We start from the raw sequence: 20,361 nt of genomic DNA on the forward strand, positions 1-20,361 counted from the left end.
ATTCCTTTCTTATTATACCCAAAAGTCCTTATATTCGACTAGCAACTTGCGCATTCTGTAAGAAATTAGACAATATATTCGAATAAATTTCCGGTTGATCATTATGCACTAAATGACCAGCAAACGGAATAACGGCGATATGTATATTGGCATTTAATTGTTTGAACGTTGTAGCAGCTACAACTTCATCTTCTGAATCTCCCCCAGCAATACAAAGTGTAGGTACTTGAAGATTAGCTACATCACCAGTTTCATCGAAAGGGTACCAATCTTTAACTTGCCACGATTCAAGCAATGCTTTCCAATCACTTTTTTCATGAATTTGATTCATATAAGTTACAACTTCTTCATTTTCCATCAATTGCTCGTGACACTTCGCTTCATACTCCAGAGACTCTTCCCAATTATCCCTCTTAACCGGAAAGATCCCTGAAAAAGTTAATGTTCTCACTTTCTCTGGATACTTTTTTGTAAATAATAAAGCGATTAATCCCCCTAGTGAAACACCCGCTATATGACATCTATCAATTTGTAAATGCACGAACGTATCATATAAATCCTTAACAGAACGTAGAAAATAATTCTCCAATGTCCCTCCTGATCTTCCATGACCTCTTAAATCAGGACGAATAACTTGATAATTTTGTTCTCGAAAAAATGCTGCCTGCTCTTCATATTCTACTAAACCTGTCATACCACCAGAATGTAAAAGTACGATTGGTTCCCCTTCTCCTGAAATGTACGTATGTAATATCATGTATCCCCCTCCTCTAAAACAGAATATTCCATCTATTATTAGTATATAGAATATACATTTGAATTTCCAAATAAAAAAGAACTATAACATTTTCACATCATGTCATAGTTCTTTCTATTTTAAAAACATAAAGTAATTAATCAGTTTATCTATTTCTTGACTTAATGCCAATACTTTTTCATGTTGAATTCCGTAATCCGATACTAAATATAAAAGTTCTTCTTTCTTTATTTCAATTACTTTTTCCAATTTCACTAATTCCATGTCGTTTTACTTCTCTCTCCAATACTAAAATGTATGTATTTTAGTATAGCCTATTTACATAATTAGTAAAAGTAAAATATGCATGTAAAATCTTACAAATATGAAAATAATATAATATCACCAAATAAATTTATGCCCTTTATACAGAACAATGATTTCATCTCATATTCATAACAAATCGGAATTTCTCTAAAGTTATATCTTTATATTTTGGAGCCCTCTTAATATGATCAAAGTAACTATATGAGAATTTAAAGACATGTCCAAAATCCCAATCAAATGTACTATAGTCTTTTAGCCAAAATCGTTTTTCTGTTGGTAATACATGAGCACGTTTAGATTCGATTAAAGGTAAACAATCTATCGGTGAGTGTAATGTTATTTCGCTATTCGATGTAAGATTTTGACTAGCACGTAATACGTATACTAGTTTTAATAATGGACGTATCGCTCGATGGAATATATCTATATGCCCTAAGTCATACATAATATTAATTGCATGAGAAAATGTAAGTAAATGACCAATTAAATCATGATGTGCTTCCGCTCTATAAATAATATGAAATTGCGAGAGCTCTTTTAAAATAAACTTTGAAAGTTGTTTCGGATTTCTCAATTCATTTTCTATCTCATCTTTTATATTTAATTGTTTTACTTCCTTCGTCGTAAAACCAATCCACGATCTGCCTGGAATTGTTTTTCGAAACGATAATATAAGGTTAGTAATTCCTTTAATATCTTGATTATCACCCCATTTTTGTAATTCTTTCATGGCTAATAAACTTAATGCAGCATAAATGACATTATGTCCGACCCAATGAAGTTCATCAATTGTATGTTCTAATGATTTTATAATCATTTTTTCAGCACTGTGAAAATCAATTTCTTCTTTTTTATCGATGATTTCACCTAAGTTTTGCTTACTTAGCATCATTTTTGTTTGAGAAAACATACTTTGTGTTATCTCTTCTTCCATATTGTTATCTTTCATAAAAAAATAACTAGCAATTGCAGCTGCTCCGAAATGTGCATGCCAAATATCATTTGTTTCTTTTTTACATTGAGAAATAATTGACAGGCCACCTTTTAAAAGAGTTTTATTTTCCATCTTTCTATCCCCCGTAAAAAAATCACTTTATACTCATCCTAAAGATGGCGTCAATACAAATAAAATATGATTGGATTCATCACTTTTATTCAAAAAACGATGTTTCACATTTGGTGGGATACGTACAACATCTCCTTCTTCTAAGAAATACTCTTTGCCTTCTAATTCGACATAAACTTCCCCTTTCATAACAACAGCAATTTCTTCTTTACCTTCATGTGAATAGTGATTTTCCGTTGTATTTGCTTGTTTATTTAGGTCCATCATTAACATTTCAATACGCGCTTTCATAAAATCAGGTGTTAATACATCGTATACGATATGATCGCTATTTTCTCGATATACTTTCTTTCTATCTTTCTTCTTAGAAATGAGTGAATCTGTATCAATCTCATTAATAAACAGTGTAAATAGCGGTACATTTAACGCTTTCGCTATTAATTCCAATACACTTAACGAGGGATTCGCATGTCCTCTTTCAATTTGACTAATTAATGAAGTACTAATTCCTGCATAATCCGCAAATTCGCGAATTGTCATCTTATTTTTCTTACGATAACTTAATACAGTTTGTCCAAGCCTATCATGTATCATAGTAAATCCTTCCTTCGTCCATCATAATATATATTTTATCGCTTTTGTGCTGACTTACTAAACAAAAGCAAATAATCCTTTTCTATCGTCTCCGAGACTTATATACTTACTTTTGTACATTTTATCATATTTAGTTTATTATAATAGACAATCTATCGGGGGGACAAACTTTGAAATCACCTATTCTTTCATATTGCATCTTATTTTTCGGTGTATTCGCCTTATCAACTTCAGCGATTTTTGTAAAATTAGCCGATGCACCTGCGGCTATCATTGCTTTTTATCGATTATTTTTCGCTGTATTAATTCTGTTACCATTATTACTTTTTAATCAAAACAATCGAAGCGAACTAAAAACAATAACAAGAAGACAATGGGGATTCGGATTCATTTCTGGTCTATTTTTAGCTGCACATTATGTACTATGGTTTGAATCGTTACAATATACTTCTGTAGCAAGTTCTACAGTTATCGTAACGTTACAACCTTTATTCTCAATGATTGGTGGTTATTTTTTATTCAAGGAAAGGTTTACGAGAGGCGCGGTTATCGGTTGTCTCATCGCTATTTCAGGAAGTATCGTTATCGGATGGCAAGACTTCCAAATTAGTGGAGAAGCTTTATACGGAGATATTTTAGCGTTTATTGCGGCCGGAATTATTAGCGCATACTTTTTCATTAGCCAATATGTTCGTAAAGATTTATCACTTATACCGTATTCGTTCATTAGTTATGGAAGTAGCGCCTGTTTTCTTGGTATATTTTCTTACATGAAACATGAATCTTTTATCCATTACTCTACACAAACTTGGCTCTACTTTTTTGGCTTAGCGTTTATTGCAACGATTTTAGGTCAAACAATATTCAATTGGTTATTAAAGTGGATGAGCGCTACTGTTATCTCTATGAGCATTTTAGGAGAAACGATTGGAACTTGTATACTAGCGTACTTTATATTAAATGAGACTATTTCTTTACAACAAGGACTAGGCATTACAGTTATTTTTATTGGTTTAGCATTATTTTTAAGGCAACCCAAACTGCCTAACAACTAACAAATAAAAAGCATGACAGTATAATGTCATGCTCACTATCCATTATGTACAATTAAACCATCAGGTCTAAAACGACTCATCATAATTTCATTTATAAACTTTCCGTGAGCTTTCAAATTTCCTACTTTTACTCCCTCTTCTACAAATCCGAATTTTTCATATAGAGTTTTCGCTTTCGGATTCGTTTCTAAAACACCGAGTTCTACTCGCTCTAACATTAACCAATTATCAGCCAAATCAAGCATTTTTGTAAGAAGAGCTTTTCCAATGCCTTTATTATGATATTCACTATCTACCCCGATAAACAAATCACCCGAATGAGATCTACGTCCTGGACTTTGGGTTAACCCAACAAATCCAACAACTTCCCCATCATACTCTGCAACAAATTCAAATTGATTTGACGCTAAATTTCGAATTCTATTTTCCATCGCATCTACACGCATGCTAGGTAAGAAAACCATATAAGGTAAAACGTCATCTTGTATGCATATACGGTGAATCGCTCTGGCATCTTGTATTTCTACTGCTCTTACTTTGATCGTCATATTTTCTTCCCTCCATATTCTTAACAATACATAATTCATTCTAGCCTCCTGCATAAAACCCCTTCTCTCCTTTGTTTCTTTATGTTATTTTTATATAATTATTTCGATATAATATTAGATTTATGAACAACTTATCTTATTACCCTGGTTAACTTTTTACTTTATTATATAACGCAAGCAGCTTTTCCATTGGAATACTATTTACTTTCATACCGGCTATATCACAATTTTCTATTTCCATATTTTTTAGATTACTACTACTTATCGTACTCCCTTCTAAATCACATCTATTAAATGAAATAGGATATTTATTTTCTCCAAGACTTGTATCTTTAAATTGAACTCCACCTAAAATCACCAAACTAAATTTACTGCCAGAAAGATTTAAATCTGCATATGAAGAACTTCTAAAATTAATATTTCTAAACTTGGATTGACTTACATTACAATTGCTCATATTCATATTCCTTATATTGCTGCCAACAAATGAACTATTTTTTAAATTTACTTGATAATACTCTGTATTTTCCAAGTTGCAGTTTTCGTATTGGCTATTTTTCATGTCTTCATTTTTAAATACACTTTCTTTGTTTGAGCTCGTCCCTATTCTTTTCACGTAACAATACTCATCTTCTGATTCAAAAATTGTTTGGTAACCCATCTTTTTATAAAAATGGTGATTATTAATTTGTCTACTCGATGTTTCGAGATCCCAAATCCTTATGCTTGGATATTCCGCTTCTATTAATTTAATAACCTTTGATCCAATTCCTTTCCCTTGATAAACAGGCTCTACAAAAATACGATCAATCCGGCCATATGACTTACCTGAGATCGTAACTATAATTCCCCCGATTATTTTTTCATCCATTATTACTTTATAAGAATCCAATTCTTCGATTGAATATCTCATCATTTCTACTGAAGAATACCCTGGTGGTTGGATGTTATAGTCAATAACATCACCTTGACCACATAACCATCGTTCTGCTTCTTCATCAAATGTTCTTGTCATTATTTCTGTTAATTTTTCAGCATCTACAATAGTAGCTTTTTCTATAGATATTATTGTCATTTTTGTTTTCCCCTTTATTGTTACAAGCTAATAACCTTTGCGAACGAAATAATTATCAATTCACTTTTGTTTTTAAAGTTTTTCCCATTATTATATATGGAACATCATTTGTACCTGGGTGAAATGGCTCCAATATATTTACCCACTCTAATCTTTCATATAACGAACGCGCTTTTTCATTGTTTATTTGTGTTGTTAAAACACTCGTTCTATTTAAAATCCCTTTTAGTAGTTCATTATGTAATTTCGTTCCAAGACCTTCATTTTGATGTTGTGGATGAACTGCTAACTCTACAAATTCAAAACAATCTTGTAACCACTCTTCTACTTGCTCTAGATTTAACGCTTCTCTCATTAATTGATTATAGTACTGTCCTTCTAATGAACGATAACCATAAGTAAAACCAACCACTTCATTTTCATCATTTATTGCTACTATACCTTTAAAATCTGCATATTCTACATGTCTTTTCATTCGCTCAATCATCTCATTGAAATTTGTTTTTTCAAATGCCTTACAATACACTTTTGCCATATTCTCAATTAGGATCTCTTCTTTTTCAATACTTACGAACTTCACTTTCCTCCCCCCTATTAAATCATGTAAAATTTTATTTAATTGAAAATTAAAATAATTAAAAATAACACTTCTCTTTACTATTAAACTACAAATCAACCTATATTTTCCACCATAACTCAGTATTAATGAATAAAAAAGAGACCATGTAATAAAAACATGGTCTCTTCTTTTATTCATTTTCAATTGCATATAATTAAAAATTAGATATTACTTAAGCCACTCGTTGCAACTATTACTTAACTCCTGTAAATCCTCTATAAATCGACTTACATGATATCCATCACAAACCGAATGATGAACTTGCAATGAAACTGGTAGCATAATCTTATTTTCTTCATTAAAATATTTCCCACAAGTTATAATCGGTAATAGAAAATCTGCATCATTATTAAGATTAAGATTAAATCCAGTAAAACTAGTCCAAGGTATGCTTGAAATCGGAAATACATTAGGCGGAATATTTTCTTTCGTGAAAAGACCATGAACACTAGCATAGCATCTCATATCTTCTTCATAATTTTTATAGAAAATGCGGAAATCACTTGAATAATCCGTCCATATACTTGAAAAAGACTTATCATCTTTATGAAAGATTGTATAACTCGGGATCATTTCCTCCCAATAGCCTAAAACTCCTTCATCGTTAAAACATGTTCGGAATTCTTTATGTTTATTTATTATTCTCGAAATTATATAAATAAAAGTCGGATAAAATTTAATTCCCTTTTGATGTACTTTCTTTATCAAAAGCGTAATATCAACATTTACTGTCATACTAAACGTACATTTTAATTCTAAATAGTGTTCGAAATACTGCTCTCTATTCCAATTTTCCCTATCAATTACGTGAAACTTCATTTTAATAGCCTCCTAAAATTTTCTTTTTATTTTAGAAGGCTAATTTCCTTGCTTTCACCATAATTGTTCACTCCTAACAGTTTATATTTCACCCTAATTATTTATTTAATTATATAACATCTGCAAGAATCAATTCACATATTTCTGGAAATCAATCCACATACTATAGATAAATCAAATGAAATTTGGAGGATTCACACATGAATAACAAAAATGTAAATAAAAAAGAAAATGTTACCGAAAACGCTACACCTATTCAAAATGATAATACTGCAAATCTTAATATCGAAGAACAAGCAATGAACGGCTTATATGGAATGCCAGAAACTGCTATTGAAGATGCTGATCACGCTGAAACCGAAGATTTGACTTCAAAAAATTAATAAACTACATAGAAGAAAGCCAAGGAAAATATCCTTGGCTTTCTTAACTATGCATCCACCTTTTGTACTTCTTCACTCTTTCTTGAAAGTTTCCCTGGCCAAAAAGCAAAGCGGCCTAACACAACTGTGATTGCCGGTACAAGTAATGGTCTTACAATAAACGTATCTAGTAATACGCCAATTGCTGTTACAATACCAAATTGAACGAGCACTTGAATTGGAAGTGTACCTAACACTGCAAAAGTTCCTGCTAAAATTAAACCTGCAGATGTAATGACACTACCTGTTTGTATAACACCATTTTTTACTGCATCCAAATGATTTTGTGTTTTTCTATTTTTCCATATTTCTGAAACCATAAAGATATTATAATCTTCCCCTAAAGCAACTAAAAATACGAATGCGTATAACGGTATCGCACCTTGAATGGCCGGCGCTCCCATACCATAATGAAGTAGTAGCCACCCTGCTCCTAGTGCCGAGAAGAACGATAATACAACAGTTACAATTAAATAAATCATCGCAACAATTGATCGTAAGTAAACCAGTAATAATAAAGCTATAATACTAATCATTACTGGAATAATAATTGCTTCATCACGTTCCGTAATTTGCTTAGTATCATATAATGAAGCTGTTTCTCCGCCAATCCATAGTTGATCTTCTGCATTACTAATCCCAGCATCTTTGAATACTTTTTCTACACTGTTTTTCAATTTAGGTATTTGATCTAACGCTTCAATTGAGTATGGATTTTCAGCTAAGGAAACCTCATACATTTGTATTTGCTTATTTTCTTTACCCTCTTTTGGGTCTTTAACTGTATTTACAAAAGAAAATTTCTCTAGTTCTTCTTTTATAGGAAGCTCTTTTCCTTTCGTATCAACAATAACTTTTACTGGCGCTAGTTCACCAGCTGAGAAATGATCACTAATTAACGTAAACCCTTCGCGTGAAGGCATATCTTTAGGAAACGATTCTAATAAGTCGTATGTGTATTGAATACGTGGTACAAATGATGCCAATCCACCTAATACAAATACAGTGAGCATAATGATTGTCCACGGTCTTCGTACTACAACATCTCCAAGTTTTTTACTAAAGGCGCCTTTTGATTTTTTAACTTTTACTACTTTCTTTTTCCTTCTTGCTAATTCTTCATTCATCGAAGTTGTTCTCGGTATAAATGGGAAGAATGCAGTTCTACCGAAAATTAATAAAAATGCTGGTAAAATCGTTAAAGCAGCAATTCCCATTATGAATACAGCTGCACTAAATGGCACTGCAAATCGATGAAAGGCACCATAATGAGCAAGTAATAATGTCCCTAATCCAAGTACAACAGTTAATGCACTCATTATAATTGCTCCGCCAGAAGCTTTAATTGCAAGTTGCAACGCCTTATATTTACTTTCTTCTTCTAGCAAGTATTCCCGATATCTCGAAATTAAAAATAGACAATAATCCGTTCCAGCACCAAACAATAGTACAGTCATAATTGATATCGCCTGTGCATCGACTTTAATCCATCCGTAATCAGCTAAAAAACCAAGCGTCGGACTAATAATACCGTATGCAAAGCCAACAACAAGTAAAGGTAAAATTGCTAAAATTGGCGAGCGGTACAGTAAAATTAATAGGACTAATACGAGTAATACAGTTGCAATTAATAATTTCACATCTGCTTGACTAAACAAACTAACTGCATCTGTTTGAATGCCTACTGGTCCAGATAATCGAACATGTAATCCAGAATCACTTATTTTTTGTTTAAATGGATCTACATCCACCTTACTATTCACTATCTTTCTTAAATCATCAAGATTTCCTTTTAATATATCTGTTCCAGCTGACTTGTTAAAGAATACCGGTGTAACAAATGATGTACCATCTTTTGATGCACTTTTTGATAATACTTGTTCCGGGATAGTATCAAATGGTGGTAACGTTGATTGTTCCTTTAAAGGACTAGCTTTTAACTCTTTATAAACGTCTTGTATGAGTTTATAATCTTGTGACTGTAATCCACCATCTCTATACCACACTACTAACAAAGGATTCCCCGCATTATTCGGAAACTCTTTTTTCATAAGCGCTTCCGCTTGCTGCGACATAGCTGTTTCAGGTAAATTTTTCGGATTTGGTTCTTTCGTACTATTTACTTGTGGTAACGTAAATGAAAGTAATAATGTAATAAGAATCCAAACCGATAAAGTGATCCATTGCGTATTTTTACCTGCTACAAGCCTCCCTAACATATGTAACGGATGCTTTTTCATAAAAACCCACCTTTCTTTTTCCCTCCAGTATTAATTATATATACTGGTCGGTTAATTAATCAAGAATGATTAAAAATTATGTTATAATTATTTCAAGAATACATGTCAGGAGCGAATGGATTTGGAACAAAAACAACGTCCTCTCGGAAGGCCTCGCCAAAATAAAAATACAAAATCTACAAAAGAAACTATTTTAGAAGTTGCAACACGATTATTTCTTACTCAAAATTATCAAGTCGTTTCCATGGATGAAGTAGCAAAAGTTTGTGGTGTTACGAAAGCAACCGTCTACTATTACTTTTCAACAAAAGCCGATTTATTTACCGCTACTATGATTCAAATGATGATACGTATACGTGAGAATATGTCGCAAATACTCTCTACAAACAATACTTTAGAAGAGAGATTATTAAACTTTGCTAAAGTTTACTTACATGCCACAATGGATATCGATATGAAAAATTTTATGAAAGATGCAAAACTATCTTTATCTGAAGAACAATTAAAGGAATTAAAAAAAGCTGAAGATAGCATGTATGAAGTGTTAGAAAAAGCACTCGATAAAGCGATGCAACTTGGAGAAATCCAAAAAGGAAACCCTAAATTTGCCGCTTATGCATTCGTATCTTTATTATCAATTGGGAATTTTAAAGATGAAAATGACAATCCTATTATTATAAGTATAGATGAATTAGCACAAGAAATCGTTTCTTTTTATTGGAACGGATTAGGTCATTCATATTAAACAGATTTCCTTTAATAAAAAAGCATGTTTGAATTTTTTTCAAACATGTTTTTTTATAATTTAGCATCCATTATCAAAAAATTATTATCTTCGACTTTTACAAATTTTGAAGTTGAATCTTTATATTCCCCTTACTTAATCCCCCATGGTAACAAACTACAGACTCAATATCTAGATTTAAATACTTCTTCAAAGACTGCTGTGCTTCCATAATATTTAAAGTTGTTGGGGCGTGAATTCCTCCTAACTTTCCATTCACACTATACATCGAGTCTCCTGCAATAAGAGTTTTACTTTGTTTCAAATATAAACTAATATGACCAGGAGTATGCCCTGGAGTATGGAGAATTAGTATTCCACCGCAATACGGAAGTTCTTGCCCGTCAATCACTGTGTCACTCACTTTTCCTTTTGGTGGATTCTCTACATGTACATCTTTCAATAAAGGTAAATCCCCCTCAATATATCGTTTATCTAACTCGTGCGCATAAACTTTAATATCGCTTACACCATTCTCCAATAAATCAGGAAGGCTACCTATATGATCTATATCCTGGTGTGTCAAAATCACAACTTTTAGCTTATCAACAGATACCCCAACTCTCTTCATCTCTACTTGTATATCTTCAAATTGTCCAGGAAAACCAGTATCTATTAAAACTGCCATTTCATCATTCCATAAAAGAATTGGGTGAATTATAAATTCTTGAAATTCAAGTTGTAACATTTCTACCCCTTTTGCAATCTCCATACAGCAATTCTCCTTTATAATGAAGTTTGAAAATATGTACGAGTAAACTGAAAATATAAAGCACCGCTATCTCATAATATGTTTTGTCATCCCAATAGAGAATGCTTCAAAACCTATAGATTCATAGTAAGATTGCAATTTTTGTACACACATAAGTTGTGGAATAACTTTGCTTTGTTCACATCGCTGGATTAACCGTCCTACTATTTCTTTTCCAATACCAATGGACTGATACTCTGGCATTACACATACACCGCAAATAACGCCCGTTATTACACCATCTGATATAATACGCCCCATTCCTACTAACTTCTTATCATCAAATGCATAAATTGCATACCAACTTTGTTTACACATTTGTTCCAATTCATTAACCGTTAATTTAAGAGAATTCCATCCTAAAGATTCGTATAAAGCTAATAATCCATTAAAATCTGTAGGATGTTCACTTGTGTAGCGTATACTATTTTCCATGTAAATACTCCTTATTCTATAGTTTGTTAATGCTCCATAAAATTCCCCTTATAAAAATTGCAATTGACGTGAAAATAACTAGAATAAACTTCAATAAGAAAAATAGAATTCCTTCTCAACATAAAATAAAAAGAAGTTATCTCACTTGAGATAACTTCTTTTATATAAGACTCTCATTATATTATTAACCAAAAATTATACAACTACATACGATAAGCACAAACACAACTAATAAACCATTTGAGAAATAACCCATCGAATATTACCCCTTTATCTAATTATGTAAAAGATTTTATCACAAATTTTTTTATTACATAATAACTGAAAAAGACATTGGGTTCATTAGTTATATATGTTTAGTAATATTTTATTTTCGGTCGTATTCTTCTTAACTTAAACCACTTCTCATCCCCCTTATACTTAAGTTTTGATAACCTCAGAACAAAACATAAGAAGACCTCAACTTATTGACATCTTCTTTTCAACTACACTAATAGCTAATTCACGTTTTTTTATCGAATATATCTAAACCCTTCACTAACAGAGACATATATGAAATGCGTTCCCCACTACATAAACATCTATAATCTAATTATTAACATCCTTATAATCTTTAAATCTCATCCTCGGTTATTCTAATAGCTCTCTTATTCGAAAAGATATTTTTAAAAATTCCTACTCCAAAAATTAATAAGCCTATACCAACTAACTTATTTATTTGTAATGGGACGCTCTCCATTCCGAACAATCCAAATGTATCAATGGATAACGCCACGACCAATTGAGTAATAAGACTAATTAGCACCGTATACGCTGGACCTAAATTCTTTATTGCAATCATTATACAAATTATTAACCCGATGCCAAACAATCCACTTACATAAAACAAATAATTTGTAGTATACACTTTAATGCTAATACTGTTTTCTGTAATGATATAAAATACAATAGAACTTATGAGACCTATTCCAAGAACACATGCAGTTGTTAACCACTGCCCTACATTTTCATTCACTTTTGTATTAAAAACAGATTGTAAGCTAATTAATACTCCAGCTAATATAGCTAAACTAAATCCACTCATCATCCTTCTCTCCCTTTTATTGCTCATATATATTATCTTTCGCGACTTCCTTCATTCTAGAAATTTCTTTAATTATAATAACTCCATTACTCTTTTCAATTAATTTTTCATTATAAAATTTTTGTAACACACGAATTACGTGTCTATAGCTTACTCCTATAAAATCCGCGATACTTGATACCGAAGTTGCATCCAAATCCTCTTTATACATATTCCCGTTACTATCAGTAGAAATAGAAAGTAAATAACTAGCTACACGTACTTCTACTGGATAAAGTAAATTAAGAGCTGTAAAACGAGTCGATATCTTTAATGTGTTCGCAATGTTTTCAAGTAGGAAGTTCATAAATATAGGATCCTGTATTAACTTGTTTCTAATTACAGCATTAGAAATGGAGATAGTTATAACATCTGAACAAGCTTCAACGACATTATGCGTCTTACTTTTTTGTATTAATTCAATATCGCCAACAACTGCCAATGGATTAATAAAACGAAGGATGAGTTTCTTTCCTTCTGGTGTAATCGTGTAAACTTTTACTTTACCTTTAACAACGAAATATAAACGATGAATTTCCTCATCTTTATCACAAATAAGTGTACCTTTTTTAAAGTGATTTACTTGCAAATAATCTATATCTATTTCCGAAAAAAACTCAAGCAATTTATAAGTTTTCAAATAATGCATAATTAATTCTGATCTATTCTCCACTTTCATTTCCTCCTTTCATTTACATATTAAATACAGCAATACCTATAATCATTACTATTGTTCCCACAATGTGATATCTCTCCATTTGTATCTTTTTTATACGAAACAGCCCTTTCATTTCAATAACAGTTGCTGTTAACAATTGAGCAACCATAAGTGTTCCAGCTGTCAATGTAACTCCCAATGAATATATCGCCATTGTTTCTGCACAAATAATGAATCCACCAAATGCACCCGCTACTAAATATACTTTTTTCACACTCTTTAATTCCGTTACTTTCTCTTCCTTCTTTAACAAAAATACAGTTGTTGCAATAATAAATCCAATTAAATGCGTTACAATACTCGTTGACCATATACCTATATGCGAACTAAGTTTTGCATTAAATGTACCTTGAAGTGTAATAAATATGCCAGCTAAAACAGCAAATATAATACCTTTCAAAAAATCATCTCCTAATCTTCTATTTCTAACTTAATTAAAAGCTATAATCCTATAAAGGCAAAAGGACAAATGTCACATCAGTTTGAAATAACTAGGGATGAACAATAAAAACACACCTCAAAAATGTGAGATGTGTTTTTATTTTATTTATATATAATGTTTTATAAATAAAAATTACGCTACATTAACAGATTTCTTTTTCATAACAAACTTTGCAAATAAGAAACGCACAAGCGGTCCCATAATAATTAATTGCAACGGATAAGCCATAATAAAATTTTTAATAAAAATTGAAAAATATATTGAAACAAATGAGTCCCCTTGTAGCCCACCATGTAAATGCATCATAATCATTCCGAAAAATGACATAAAGAACACCATTCCGATTACCATTGCTGTCGCCATGGCAATAATAATATTTATTTTCTTTGATTTATCAAACGGTAGCATGAATACAATTTTTTTCGCACAAGGTCCAACAATACTTATTTCAATTAATAGCGCAATAATAAATCCAATTAATAGTTCTAATGCAATCTCCTTAATATGAATTGGCCCTCCTGATCCATTCATTAGTAAATTGTAAAACGTCATTACGATAACCATCCCAAGGCACATCATCATACCAAATTGGAGGTTTTCCTTTCTTGTTGTTGGCAAAATTCATCATCCTTTCTCTTTGAGTCTTTGTCATTATATCGATATTGAAAACCCCTTCGTAAGTGAACATTTTGTGAACAATTTTAAAGCGTTTCCATATATTTTCTTTATTTTCTACTCAAATTCTCACTTTTACTTATAAAGGTTATATATCGCGATGTTGAATTACTAAATTTAACATTGCATTACATTATTACTAGGAGGATACCCATGAATGAAGCAGCATTTTACGCATATCACATCGTAACAAGGAGAAAAATGAATATCGGACAAATCATTCATTTTAACAAAAATCAACATAATACTCTATATCACTTCTTTTTTGAAAAGGAACAATTAAATGCTAGTGGTGAAGATGGCATGAAAATTATAAATAATCACTATAAAAATGAAGAATTACATATAAATAATGAAAATGCTCCATTCGTTATGAATTACATGGATCAAACAATTAGAGCCATTAGAGAAACGATTGTGGAAATGGTTAGACTACAAGAATATCCTAATTATCCGTCAAAATTGTCTTGTTTATATGCTGCTAAAAGCTATGAAGATGCTTTAAAATGGAAAGTATTATTTGATTCTTACAATCGGGAAGCTTTACAAATTGTTAAACTACGAGTAATTGGAAATTATTTTGAAGGTGACGGTAACCTTTTACCGAAAGAAGATGGGATTCCTTTCTCTCAAAAAATAGAACAAGCTAGAGAGTATTGGAAAGGAAATAGCAAAAACGAATTACCTGAGCTATTGATTAATGGAAAAATTGAGGTAGTAGAAATAATCAATGATTTTTCCAAAATGAAAATTTAATTTCTAGTTAAATATTAGAGAATGGAGATTACAATGATGAAAAAAGTGTACTTCAATCATGATGGTGGTGTAGATGATTTAGTTTCACTATTTTTATTACTCCAAATGGATAATGTAGAACTTACAGGTGTTTCAGTTATCCCAGCAGATTGCTATTTAGAACCAGCAATGTCTGCAAACCGAAAAATTATTGATCGCTTCGGCAAAAATACTATTGAGGTAGCAGCTTCTAATTCTCGTGGAAAAAATCCGTTTCCAAAAGATTGGCGGATGCATGCATTTTATGTAGATGCTTTACCCATTTTAAATGAGTCTGGAAAAATTGCAACGCACGTAGCAGCAAAGCCTGCGCATCATCATTTAATTGAGACTCTTCTACAAACTGAAGAGAAAACAACTTTATTATTTACAGGTCCTCTTACCGATTTAGCCCGTGCACTATATGAAGCACCTATAATCGAAAATAAAATTAAACGTTTAGTTTGGATGGGCGGTACATTTCGTACTGCAGGCAATGTACATGAACCTGAACATGATGGAACAGCCGAGTGGAATTCATTTTGGGACCCTGAAGCAGTAGCTCGCGTATGGGAAGCAAATATAGAAATCGATTTAGTAACTCTAGAGAGTACAAACCAAGTTCCCCTAACTATAGACATACGTGAACAATGGGCAAAAGAGCGAAAGTATATCGGTATTGATTTCCTTGGTCAATGTTATGCAATTGTTCCCCCTCTCGTTCACTTTGCAAAGAACTCTACCTACTATTTGTGGGATGTATTAACTGCTGCCTTTGTTGGGAAAGCTGACCTAGCAAAAGTACAAACGATCAATAGTATCGTCCATACATACGGACCAAGCCAAGGACGTACAGTGGAAACTGATGATGGGCGGCCGGTACATGTTGTTTATGATGTAAACCACGATCGATTTTTCGACTATATAACTCGGTTAGCAAAGAAAGTCTCTACTTAAAAGCTTCTGTATATAAACAACAAAAAAATGGTGTAGCTTCAAATTGTACGTAGTAAAAAATAATTGGAAATTGGTTGGAACTTAATATTAAAAAGAGTATTGAATTAACTTTCAATACTCTTTTTATGTAGTCTAAAATTATTTGATTAAAGTTGTATTTTATAGATTCACCATTTCATAACCATTGACAAAATACGTTATTGTTTCTAATTCATCTTCATTTAATTCTCTATCTAGCTCTTGTTTATATGCTGCCTCTATCTTCTCTTCATCGCCTTTATGAGCTTCTGTATAAGTTCCTACTGTTTTTAGTAAATGAATTTCTTGTAAAAATTCAGCTCGATCTATCGCTTCCCCATGAGAAAGAATATAAGTTTCAGCATCGAATTTCTCCAATTCTTCTATTAATTTAAACGTTCTTTTCGTCGTATAGTTCCACTTAGAAGAAAAAATATCTGCATATAGACAGTCTCCTAAAAACAATATCTTTTCTTCTTTTATATACATAATAACTGAATCATGTGCATGATCCCCGCCCACATGTTTTAACACGCAGGTCACTTCACCAAGGTCCAATTCAAGTTGATTCTCGAATGTTAAAGTTGGAGGGATAATTTTAATATTTCTCGCTTTTTCATTAAACTCTTTTTTGATACAATCCGCACAAAACTCAATTTCAATACCTTTTTTTACACGTGCATCCAACGCTTCATCTGTCCATTCATAAGAAACAAGTGTACTCATCTCTTTTTTCGTTTCAGAATGTGCAATGGACAATGCATCTTGTAGTACAGACAATCCAAAAATATGATCCCAATGCCAATGCGTTAATGCTACGAAATCAGGATGTGATACATTTTGTTCCTTTAACATTTCTAAAAACAATTGTGCATGTTCCTCTGAATTTCCTGCATCAATCATTAACGTTTTTTCTTTTCCAACAACCATTCCCAATATAGGTCTATCTGTTTCAGAAACTGGTGTCATATACCAAAATGATTTTCCTATTTTTTTAATTTGCTGCATAACAAATCCCTCCATTTAAAAACACTCTCTTCAATTATTATCTTTTAAAAATTTTTTCATCTAACATACTAAATACTTTACACTCATACTTTTAAACCATTCTATTATTTCTTCCGGCAAACAACTACCATTGAATAGCAATCTTCCCCTAACTCATTTCCTTCCCAATCATTATATATATGTAATAATTCAAAACCATTCGCTACTAATAATCTTTCTAACTCCTGAGGATACGTATAGCGAAGATCAATCGTTGTTTTCAGTTCCTCTACTAATGCATCATCATCATAAAACTTTCTTATTGTTATGTAGTGCTGTATTTGCTGAATTGAATCATATGTCATTTCAGTATATAGATCACATTCCCTCCCCTTTTCATCACTAATTGTTGTCCAATATTCTTCTGTAGATGGCTGTATTAATTCTTCTTTTGAAGGAAAACGTGTATCGAATATAAATATACCATTCTCTGCTAACACATGATGAATAGATGTTAATAATTTATTTTGATCTGTATTCGTAAGGAAATGCTGGAATCCGTGCCCCACCATAAATGCAAACGGAATCGCTTCATTCATGCTTAATTGTAAACAGTCTTGTTGTAACCATTTTACCTTCTTACAATCCGTAGTTTTTTTCTTTGCTTCAGCAAGCATTCCTTCATGTATATCTACACCAATCATTTGATATCCATTTTCTATAAATGGAATTGTAACCCTTCCTGTACCGCAGGCAATATCTAGAATCCATTCATTTTGTATATGTAGCTTTTGTGCCCATGATAGTAAAAACGGAAAATCTGATAAACTTTTATTTTCTATATCATATCGTTTTGGATTTTCATATTCAGATAGACTCCACTTTGTTTGCAAACTTATTCCCCATTCCATATTTCCACTTAAATTTAATATATAAATTATAACGAATTATTAGTTTTTTCTCTATAATCAAACACAATTACTTGGACTATTCTAACTTTCCTATTCGTAAGCTAAAAATAAGTGGAAGAATCGGAGTGTGATACTATGGAAAGATTATGGATTCCAATGATTGTTACGTTTTTTTCATTTGGCGGATTACTATTAGGCGGTGCTGTTGGCATTGCTACGCGCCAGCTAATTGAAGAAAAGATGCACCGTTTATACGCATTATGTGGAGGGATTTTGCTTGGGCTTTTATCCCTTGAAATTATTCCTGAAACATTTTCAAGCTATGAAATAATTGGTCCTATACTTGGTATAGCTATCGGCATTTTAGTTATGAGCTTATTAGATAACTATTGTCATCATCCAATGATACATAAAAAAGATCAACAAGCTTGGCAAACTTTCCTTTTCCTCTCTTTCGCTATATTTATTCATAATTTACCGAGTGGCTTTGCTTTAGGTACAGCTTTTATTAATCATGCAGACTCTGCCATTCCCTTTTTAATGGCAATCGTCATTCACCATATTCCAGAAGGATTAGCTTTAATTATCCCCTTTCTCTTTACAAAGCATAAATATATTTCATTTTTATTAACAACTTTATTACTTTCCCTTATTCTCGGTACTGGTACGGTTTTTGGTATTTTGATGGAAGGAAAAGCTCTTCACCTGCAAGGACTCATTATGGGAAGTGCTATCGGTTCACTTGGCTATGTCACAATTCATGAAATGCTTTGGAAGGCAAAGAAACAGCTCTCTTTCCTTACATTTTTAATGTGGGCATCTAGTGGATTTTTCTTAATAATAGTGTTTACTCTACTAGCTGGACATCACTAAATTAAACAAAAAAAGATAGCTGAAAACAATTTGTCTTCAGCTATCTTTTTTTATTTTTGTACCTCTCTATAGAAAGAAAAATCATTCACAGTATGTTGTACTTTTATCTCTTCCTTCATTTCTTTATCCTTGTTCTTAGGTGTTCTTATATTCCCTAGTTTAATCGCATCTTGCATGCTATTACTAATTAGATTCCCTGACAAGATCGTCATACTATAGAAAGCGATTGGTATAAGTACTATCCATGTATGTGTAGTTAAGTGACGGAAATTTTGACCAATTAGACCTGTCCATTCCTTTGTTACACTATCTGCATCTAATCCAAATAATATCGTTCCACCAAAAAACAACTTAAGTAATCCAAGATGTAAAAGAAGTAATAGTACACTTACAAATTGTTGAGCTACTAATAAAAGAAATGATGGTAACATATGCGGCCATATATGGCGCTTCAACCTCTGCCACTTACTCCCGCCGAGCACAGTAGCTGCCAACATAAATTCTTCTTTCTTAATACGTTTTACCTCTTGCGCTACATACAACATCACTGTTGGTACAGCAAGACATACAAGGACTATAATTTGAAATGCCACCCGCAAATACAACGGCACAACTTCTGCTCCACTGTCAAACGTTAAAACTTCATTTAACGTCAACTCCCCCATTGAATTGAAACGTTTCAGTGGGGGGCTTGAGTTAGAAATCTAGGTCTTTTCAGACAGTTTGACGCTCTAGAATTCATGTCATCTTACAGTAACACCCCAAGTAAGTTTTTGGTTGGTACTAACAACGAACGATTGCTTTCCCACTTGCACCACCCTTTCAAAAAGAGCAGTTCTTTCGTGTGGAAGAAGCCACCACCCAGATGAATCCGGCGTGTGCTACAAGCCCCGACAAATCGAGTACACATGGATGGTTGACGCACCCACTAAGCTATGCGCGAGGCAACAGCCTTACGTTTTTGCACTTCTAATAGAATCGGCGTTTTCACTTCAAGATTTTCTTCCAATTCTATAACTTTTGATTTTTTCAAGGTATTCAATGCACCGTTAATATCCGCATGAATACATCTTCCTGCTTTACTTTGGTACAGACCACGAGTCATTCGTTTGCCACTAAAGTGATAATACGTCTTATCATCCTTAGTCCAAACTGGAACCTTATCTTTATCAAGAAAACTAGCTTTTGAAGTATAGCTTTCTTCTTGTTTTAAAAATCGGATACCTTCTTTTATACATTTATTCTCAATTGCCGCAATCAATTTATGAAAGGGAATTTGAACAAACTTTTGATTATTCTTTTTCCCCATATCAGATTTTTGTTTCCAACCAAAGTTATATCCTACTACAACCGCATCTACGCTACAGTTAATACTATGCATCAAAAATCTTGATACGTCTCGCTAACTATGT

The 20,361-nt window shown here is 32.3% G+C and carries 23 protein-coding genes and 2 pseudogenes; 6 read left to right on the forward strand and 19 right to left on the reverse strand.

Annotated features, from left to right (window positions below; translation table 11 throughout):
- Positions 1-28: 28 nt before the first annotated feature.
- The 4 genes from AC0L0O_RS13075 to AC0L0O_RS13090 form a co-directional block, all read right to left on the reverse strand.
- Positions 29-757, reverse strand: coding sequence for an alpha/beta fold hydrolase (locus AC0L0O_RS13075; RefSeq protein ID WP_000600646.1), 729 nt, complete (start codon positions 755-757; stop codon positions 29-31).
- 114 nt (positions 758-871) lie between these two features.
- Positions 872-1,021 (reverse strand): aspartyl-phosphate phosphatase Spo0E family protein, encoded by a 150-nt coding sequence (locus AC0L0O_RS13080; protein ID WP_000424361.1) that lies wholly within the window; start codon positions 1,019-1,021, stop codon positions 872-874.
- 157 nt (positions 1,022-1,178) lie between these two features.
- Entirely contained in the window at positions 1,179-2,129 is a 951-nt protein-coding gene (locus AC0L0O_RS13085; protein ID WP_000428935.1) for a hypothetical protein, read from the reverse strand.
- A 33-nt stretch (positions 2,130-2,162) separates the two neighbouring features.
- On the reverse strand, positions 2,163-2,723 hold the full coding sequence (locus AC0L0O_RS13090) for a helix-turn-helix domain-containing protein (RefSeq protein ID WP_429656173.1): 561 nt from the start codon (positions 2,721-2,723) through the stop codon (positions 2,163-2,165).
- Positions 2,724-2,893: 170 nt separating this feature from the next.
- Between AC0L0O_RS13090 and AC0L0O_RS13095 the strand changes: the two genes are divergently transcribed.
- Positions 2,894-3,778, forward strand: coding sequence for a DMT family transporter (locus tag AC0L0O_RS13095; protein ID WP_473785805.1), 885 nt, complete (start codon positions 2,894-2,896; stop codon positions 3,776-3,778).
- Between the two features lie 35 nt (positions 3,779-3,813).
- Here AC0L0O_RS13095 and AC0L0O_RS13100 read toward each other — a convergent pair whose 3' ends face one another.
- The 4 genes from AC0L0O_RS13100 to catA all read right to left on the reverse strand — a co-directional run bounded on the left by AC0L0O_RS13100 (position 3,814) and on the right by catA (position 6,839).
- The gene (locus AC0L0O_RS13100) at positions 3,814-4,326 is read right to left on the reverse strand and encodes a GNAT family N-acetyltransferase (protein WP_000153568.1); all 513 of its coding nucleotides are present in this window, start codon (positions 4,324-4,326) and stop codon (positions 3,814-3,816) included.
- Between the two features lie 148 nt (positions 4,327-4,474).
- Entirely contained in the window at positions 4,475-5,401 is a 927-nt protein-coding gene (locus tag AC0L0O_RS13105; protein WP_000152632.1) for a GNAT family N-acetyltransferase, read from the reverse strand.
- A 55-nt stretch (positions 5,402-5,456) separates the two neighbouring features.
- Complete coding sequence (locus AC0L0O_RS13110) at positions 5,457-5,981, reverse strand: GNAT family N-acetyltransferase (protein ID WP_000673971.1); 525 nt, start codon at positions 5,979-5,981, stop codon at positions 5,457-5,459.
- A 207-nt stretch (positions 5,982-6,188) separates the two neighbouring features.
- On the reverse strand, positions 6,189-6,839 hold the full coding sequence (gene catA, locus AC0L0O_RS13115; protein WP_000668555.1) for a type A chloramphenicol O-acetyltransferase: 651 nt from the start codon (positions 6,837-6,839) through the stop codon (positions 6,189-6,191).
- Between the two features lie 200 nt (positions 6,840-7,039).
- On the opposite strand from catA, the gene AC0L0O_RS13120 reads away from it, so the two are divergent.
- Entirely contained in the window at positions 7,040-7,222 is a 183-nt protein-coding gene (locus AC0L0O_RS13120) for a DUF4021 domain-containing protein (protein ID WP_001060702.1), read from the forward strand.
- A gap of 47 nt (positions 7,223-7,269) precedes the next feature.
- On the opposite strand, the gene AC0L0O_RS13125 is transcribed toward AC0L0O_RS13120, so the two are convergent.
- On the reverse strand, positions 7,270-9,501 hold the full coding sequence (locus tag AC0L0O_RS13125; RefSeq protein ID WP_000716552.1) for an MMPL family transporter: 2,232 nt from the start codon (positions 9,499-9,501) through the stop codon (positions 7,270-7,272).
- A 121-nt stretch (positions 9,502-9,622) separates the two neighbouring features.
- Between AC0L0O_RS13125 and AC0L0O_RS13130 the strand changes: the two genes are divergently transcribed.
- Complete coding sequence (locus AC0L0O_RS13130) at positions 9,623-10,246, forward strand: TetR/AcrR family transcriptional regulator (protein WP_000436021.1); 624 nt, start codon at positions 9,623-9,625, stop codon at positions 10,244-10,246.
- 97 nt (positions 10,247-10,343) lie between these two features.
- On the opposite strand, the gene AC0L0O_RS13135 is transcribed toward AC0L0O_RS13130, so the two are convergent.
- The 6 genes from AC0L0O_RS13135 to AC0L0O_RS13160 all read right to left on the reverse strand — a co-directional run bounded on the left by AC0L0O_RS13135 (position 10,344) and on the right by AC0L0O_RS13160 (position 14,372).
- Positions 10,344-10,997, reverse strand: a complete 654-nt coding sequence (locus tag AC0L0O_RS13135) for an MBL fold metallo-hydrolase (protein WP_000401494.1) — start codon at positions 10,995-10,997, stop codon at positions 10,344-10,346.
- A gap of 66 nt (positions 10,998-11,063) precedes the next feature.
- A complete protein-coding gene (locus tag AC0L0O_RS13140) occupies positions 11,064-11,471 on the reverse strand; it encodes a GNAT family N-acetyltransferase (protein ID WP_000431730.1) in 408 nt (135 codons plus the stop codon).
- A 613-nt stretch (positions 11,472-12,084) separates the two neighbouring features.
- On the reverse strand, positions 12,085-12,555 hold the full coding sequence (locus AC0L0O_RS13145) for a DMT family transporter (protein WP_000012795.1): 471 nt from the start codon (positions 12,553-12,555) through the stop codon (positions 12,085-12,087).
- Between the two features lie 16 nt (positions 12,556-12,571).
- Positions 12,572-13,267 (reverse strand): Crp/Fnr family transcriptional regulator, encoded by a 696-nt coding sequence (locus AC0L0O_RS13150; RefSeq protein WP_000431595.1) that lies wholly within the window; start codon positions 13,265-13,267, stop codon positions 12,572-12,574.
- Positions 13,268-13,286: 19 nt separating this feature from the next.
- On the reverse strand, positions 13,287-13,712 hold the full coding sequence (locus tag AC0L0O_RS13155) for a DMT family transporter (protein WP_000676025.1): 426 nt from the start codon (positions 13,710-13,712) through the stop codon (positions 13,287-13,289).
- Positions 13,713-13,886: 174 nt separating this feature from the next.
- On the reverse strand, positions 13,887-14,372 hold the full coding sequence (locus tag AC0L0O_RS13160; protein WP_001143414.1) for a DUF2798 domain-containing protein: 486 nt from the start codon (positions 14,370-14,372) through the stop codon (positions 13,887-13,889).
- Between the two features lie 210 nt (positions 14,373-14,582).
- Between AC0L0O_RS13160 and AC0L0O_RS13165 the strand changes: the two genes are divergently transcribed.
- Positions 14,583-15,185, forward strand: a complete 603-nt coding sequence (locus AC0L0O_RS13165) for a DUF2441 domain-containing protein (protein WP_473785806.1) — start codon at positions 14,583-14,585, stop codon at positions 15,183-15,185.
- Positions 15,186-15,218: 33 nt separating this feature from the next.
- Positions 15,219-16,160, forward strand: coding sequence for a nucleoside hydrolase (locus AC0L0O_RS13170; protein ID WP_473785807.1), 942 nt, complete (start codon positions 15,219-15,221; stop codon positions 16,158-16,160).
- Positions 16,161-16,319: 159 nt separating this feature from the next.
- Here the strand turns inward: AC0L0O_RS13170 and AC0L0O_RS13175 are convergent, their stop codons facing one another.
- Complete coding sequence (locus AC0L0O_RS13175) at positions 16,320-17,186, reverse strand: MBL fold metallo-hydrolase (protein ID WP_473785808.1); 867 nt, start codon at positions 17,184-17,186, stop codon at positions 16,320-16,322.
- A gap of 104 nt (positions 17,187-17,290) precedes the next feature.
- Entirely contained in the window at positions 17,291-18,076 is a 786-nt protein-coding gene (locus AC0L0O_RS13180) for a class I SAM-dependent methyltransferase (protein WP_075395643.1), read from the reverse strand.
- A gap of 135 nt (positions 18,077-18,211) precedes the next feature.
- On the opposite strand from AC0L0O_RS13180, the gene AC0L0O_RS13185 reads away from it, so the two are divergent.
- Positions 18,212-18,949 carry a ZIP family metal transporter gene (locus AC0L0O_RS13185; RefSeq protein WP_000440600.1) on the forward strand — a complete coding sequence of 246 codons (738 nt, stop codon included), beginning with the start codon at positions 18,212-18,214 and terminating at the stop codon, positions 18,947-18,949.
- 50 nt (positions 18,950-18,999) lie between these two features.
- On the opposite strand, the pseudogene AC0L0O_RS13190 reads toward AC0L0O_RS13185, so the two are convergent.
- Positions 19,000-19,599 (reverse strand): annotated as a pseudogene (locus AC0L0O_RS13190) (ABC transporter permease subunit); the annotation flags it as partial.
- A 278-nt stretch (positions 19,600-19,877) separates the two neighbouring features.
- Positions 19,878-20,315, reverse strand: a pseudogene (locus AC0L0O_RS13195) (IS200/IS605 family accessory protein TnpB-related protein); the annotation flags it as partial.
- Positions 20,316-20,361 lie beyond the last annotated feature (46 nt).

This window comes from Bacillus sp. GS3m_15504, assembly GCF_055825275.1.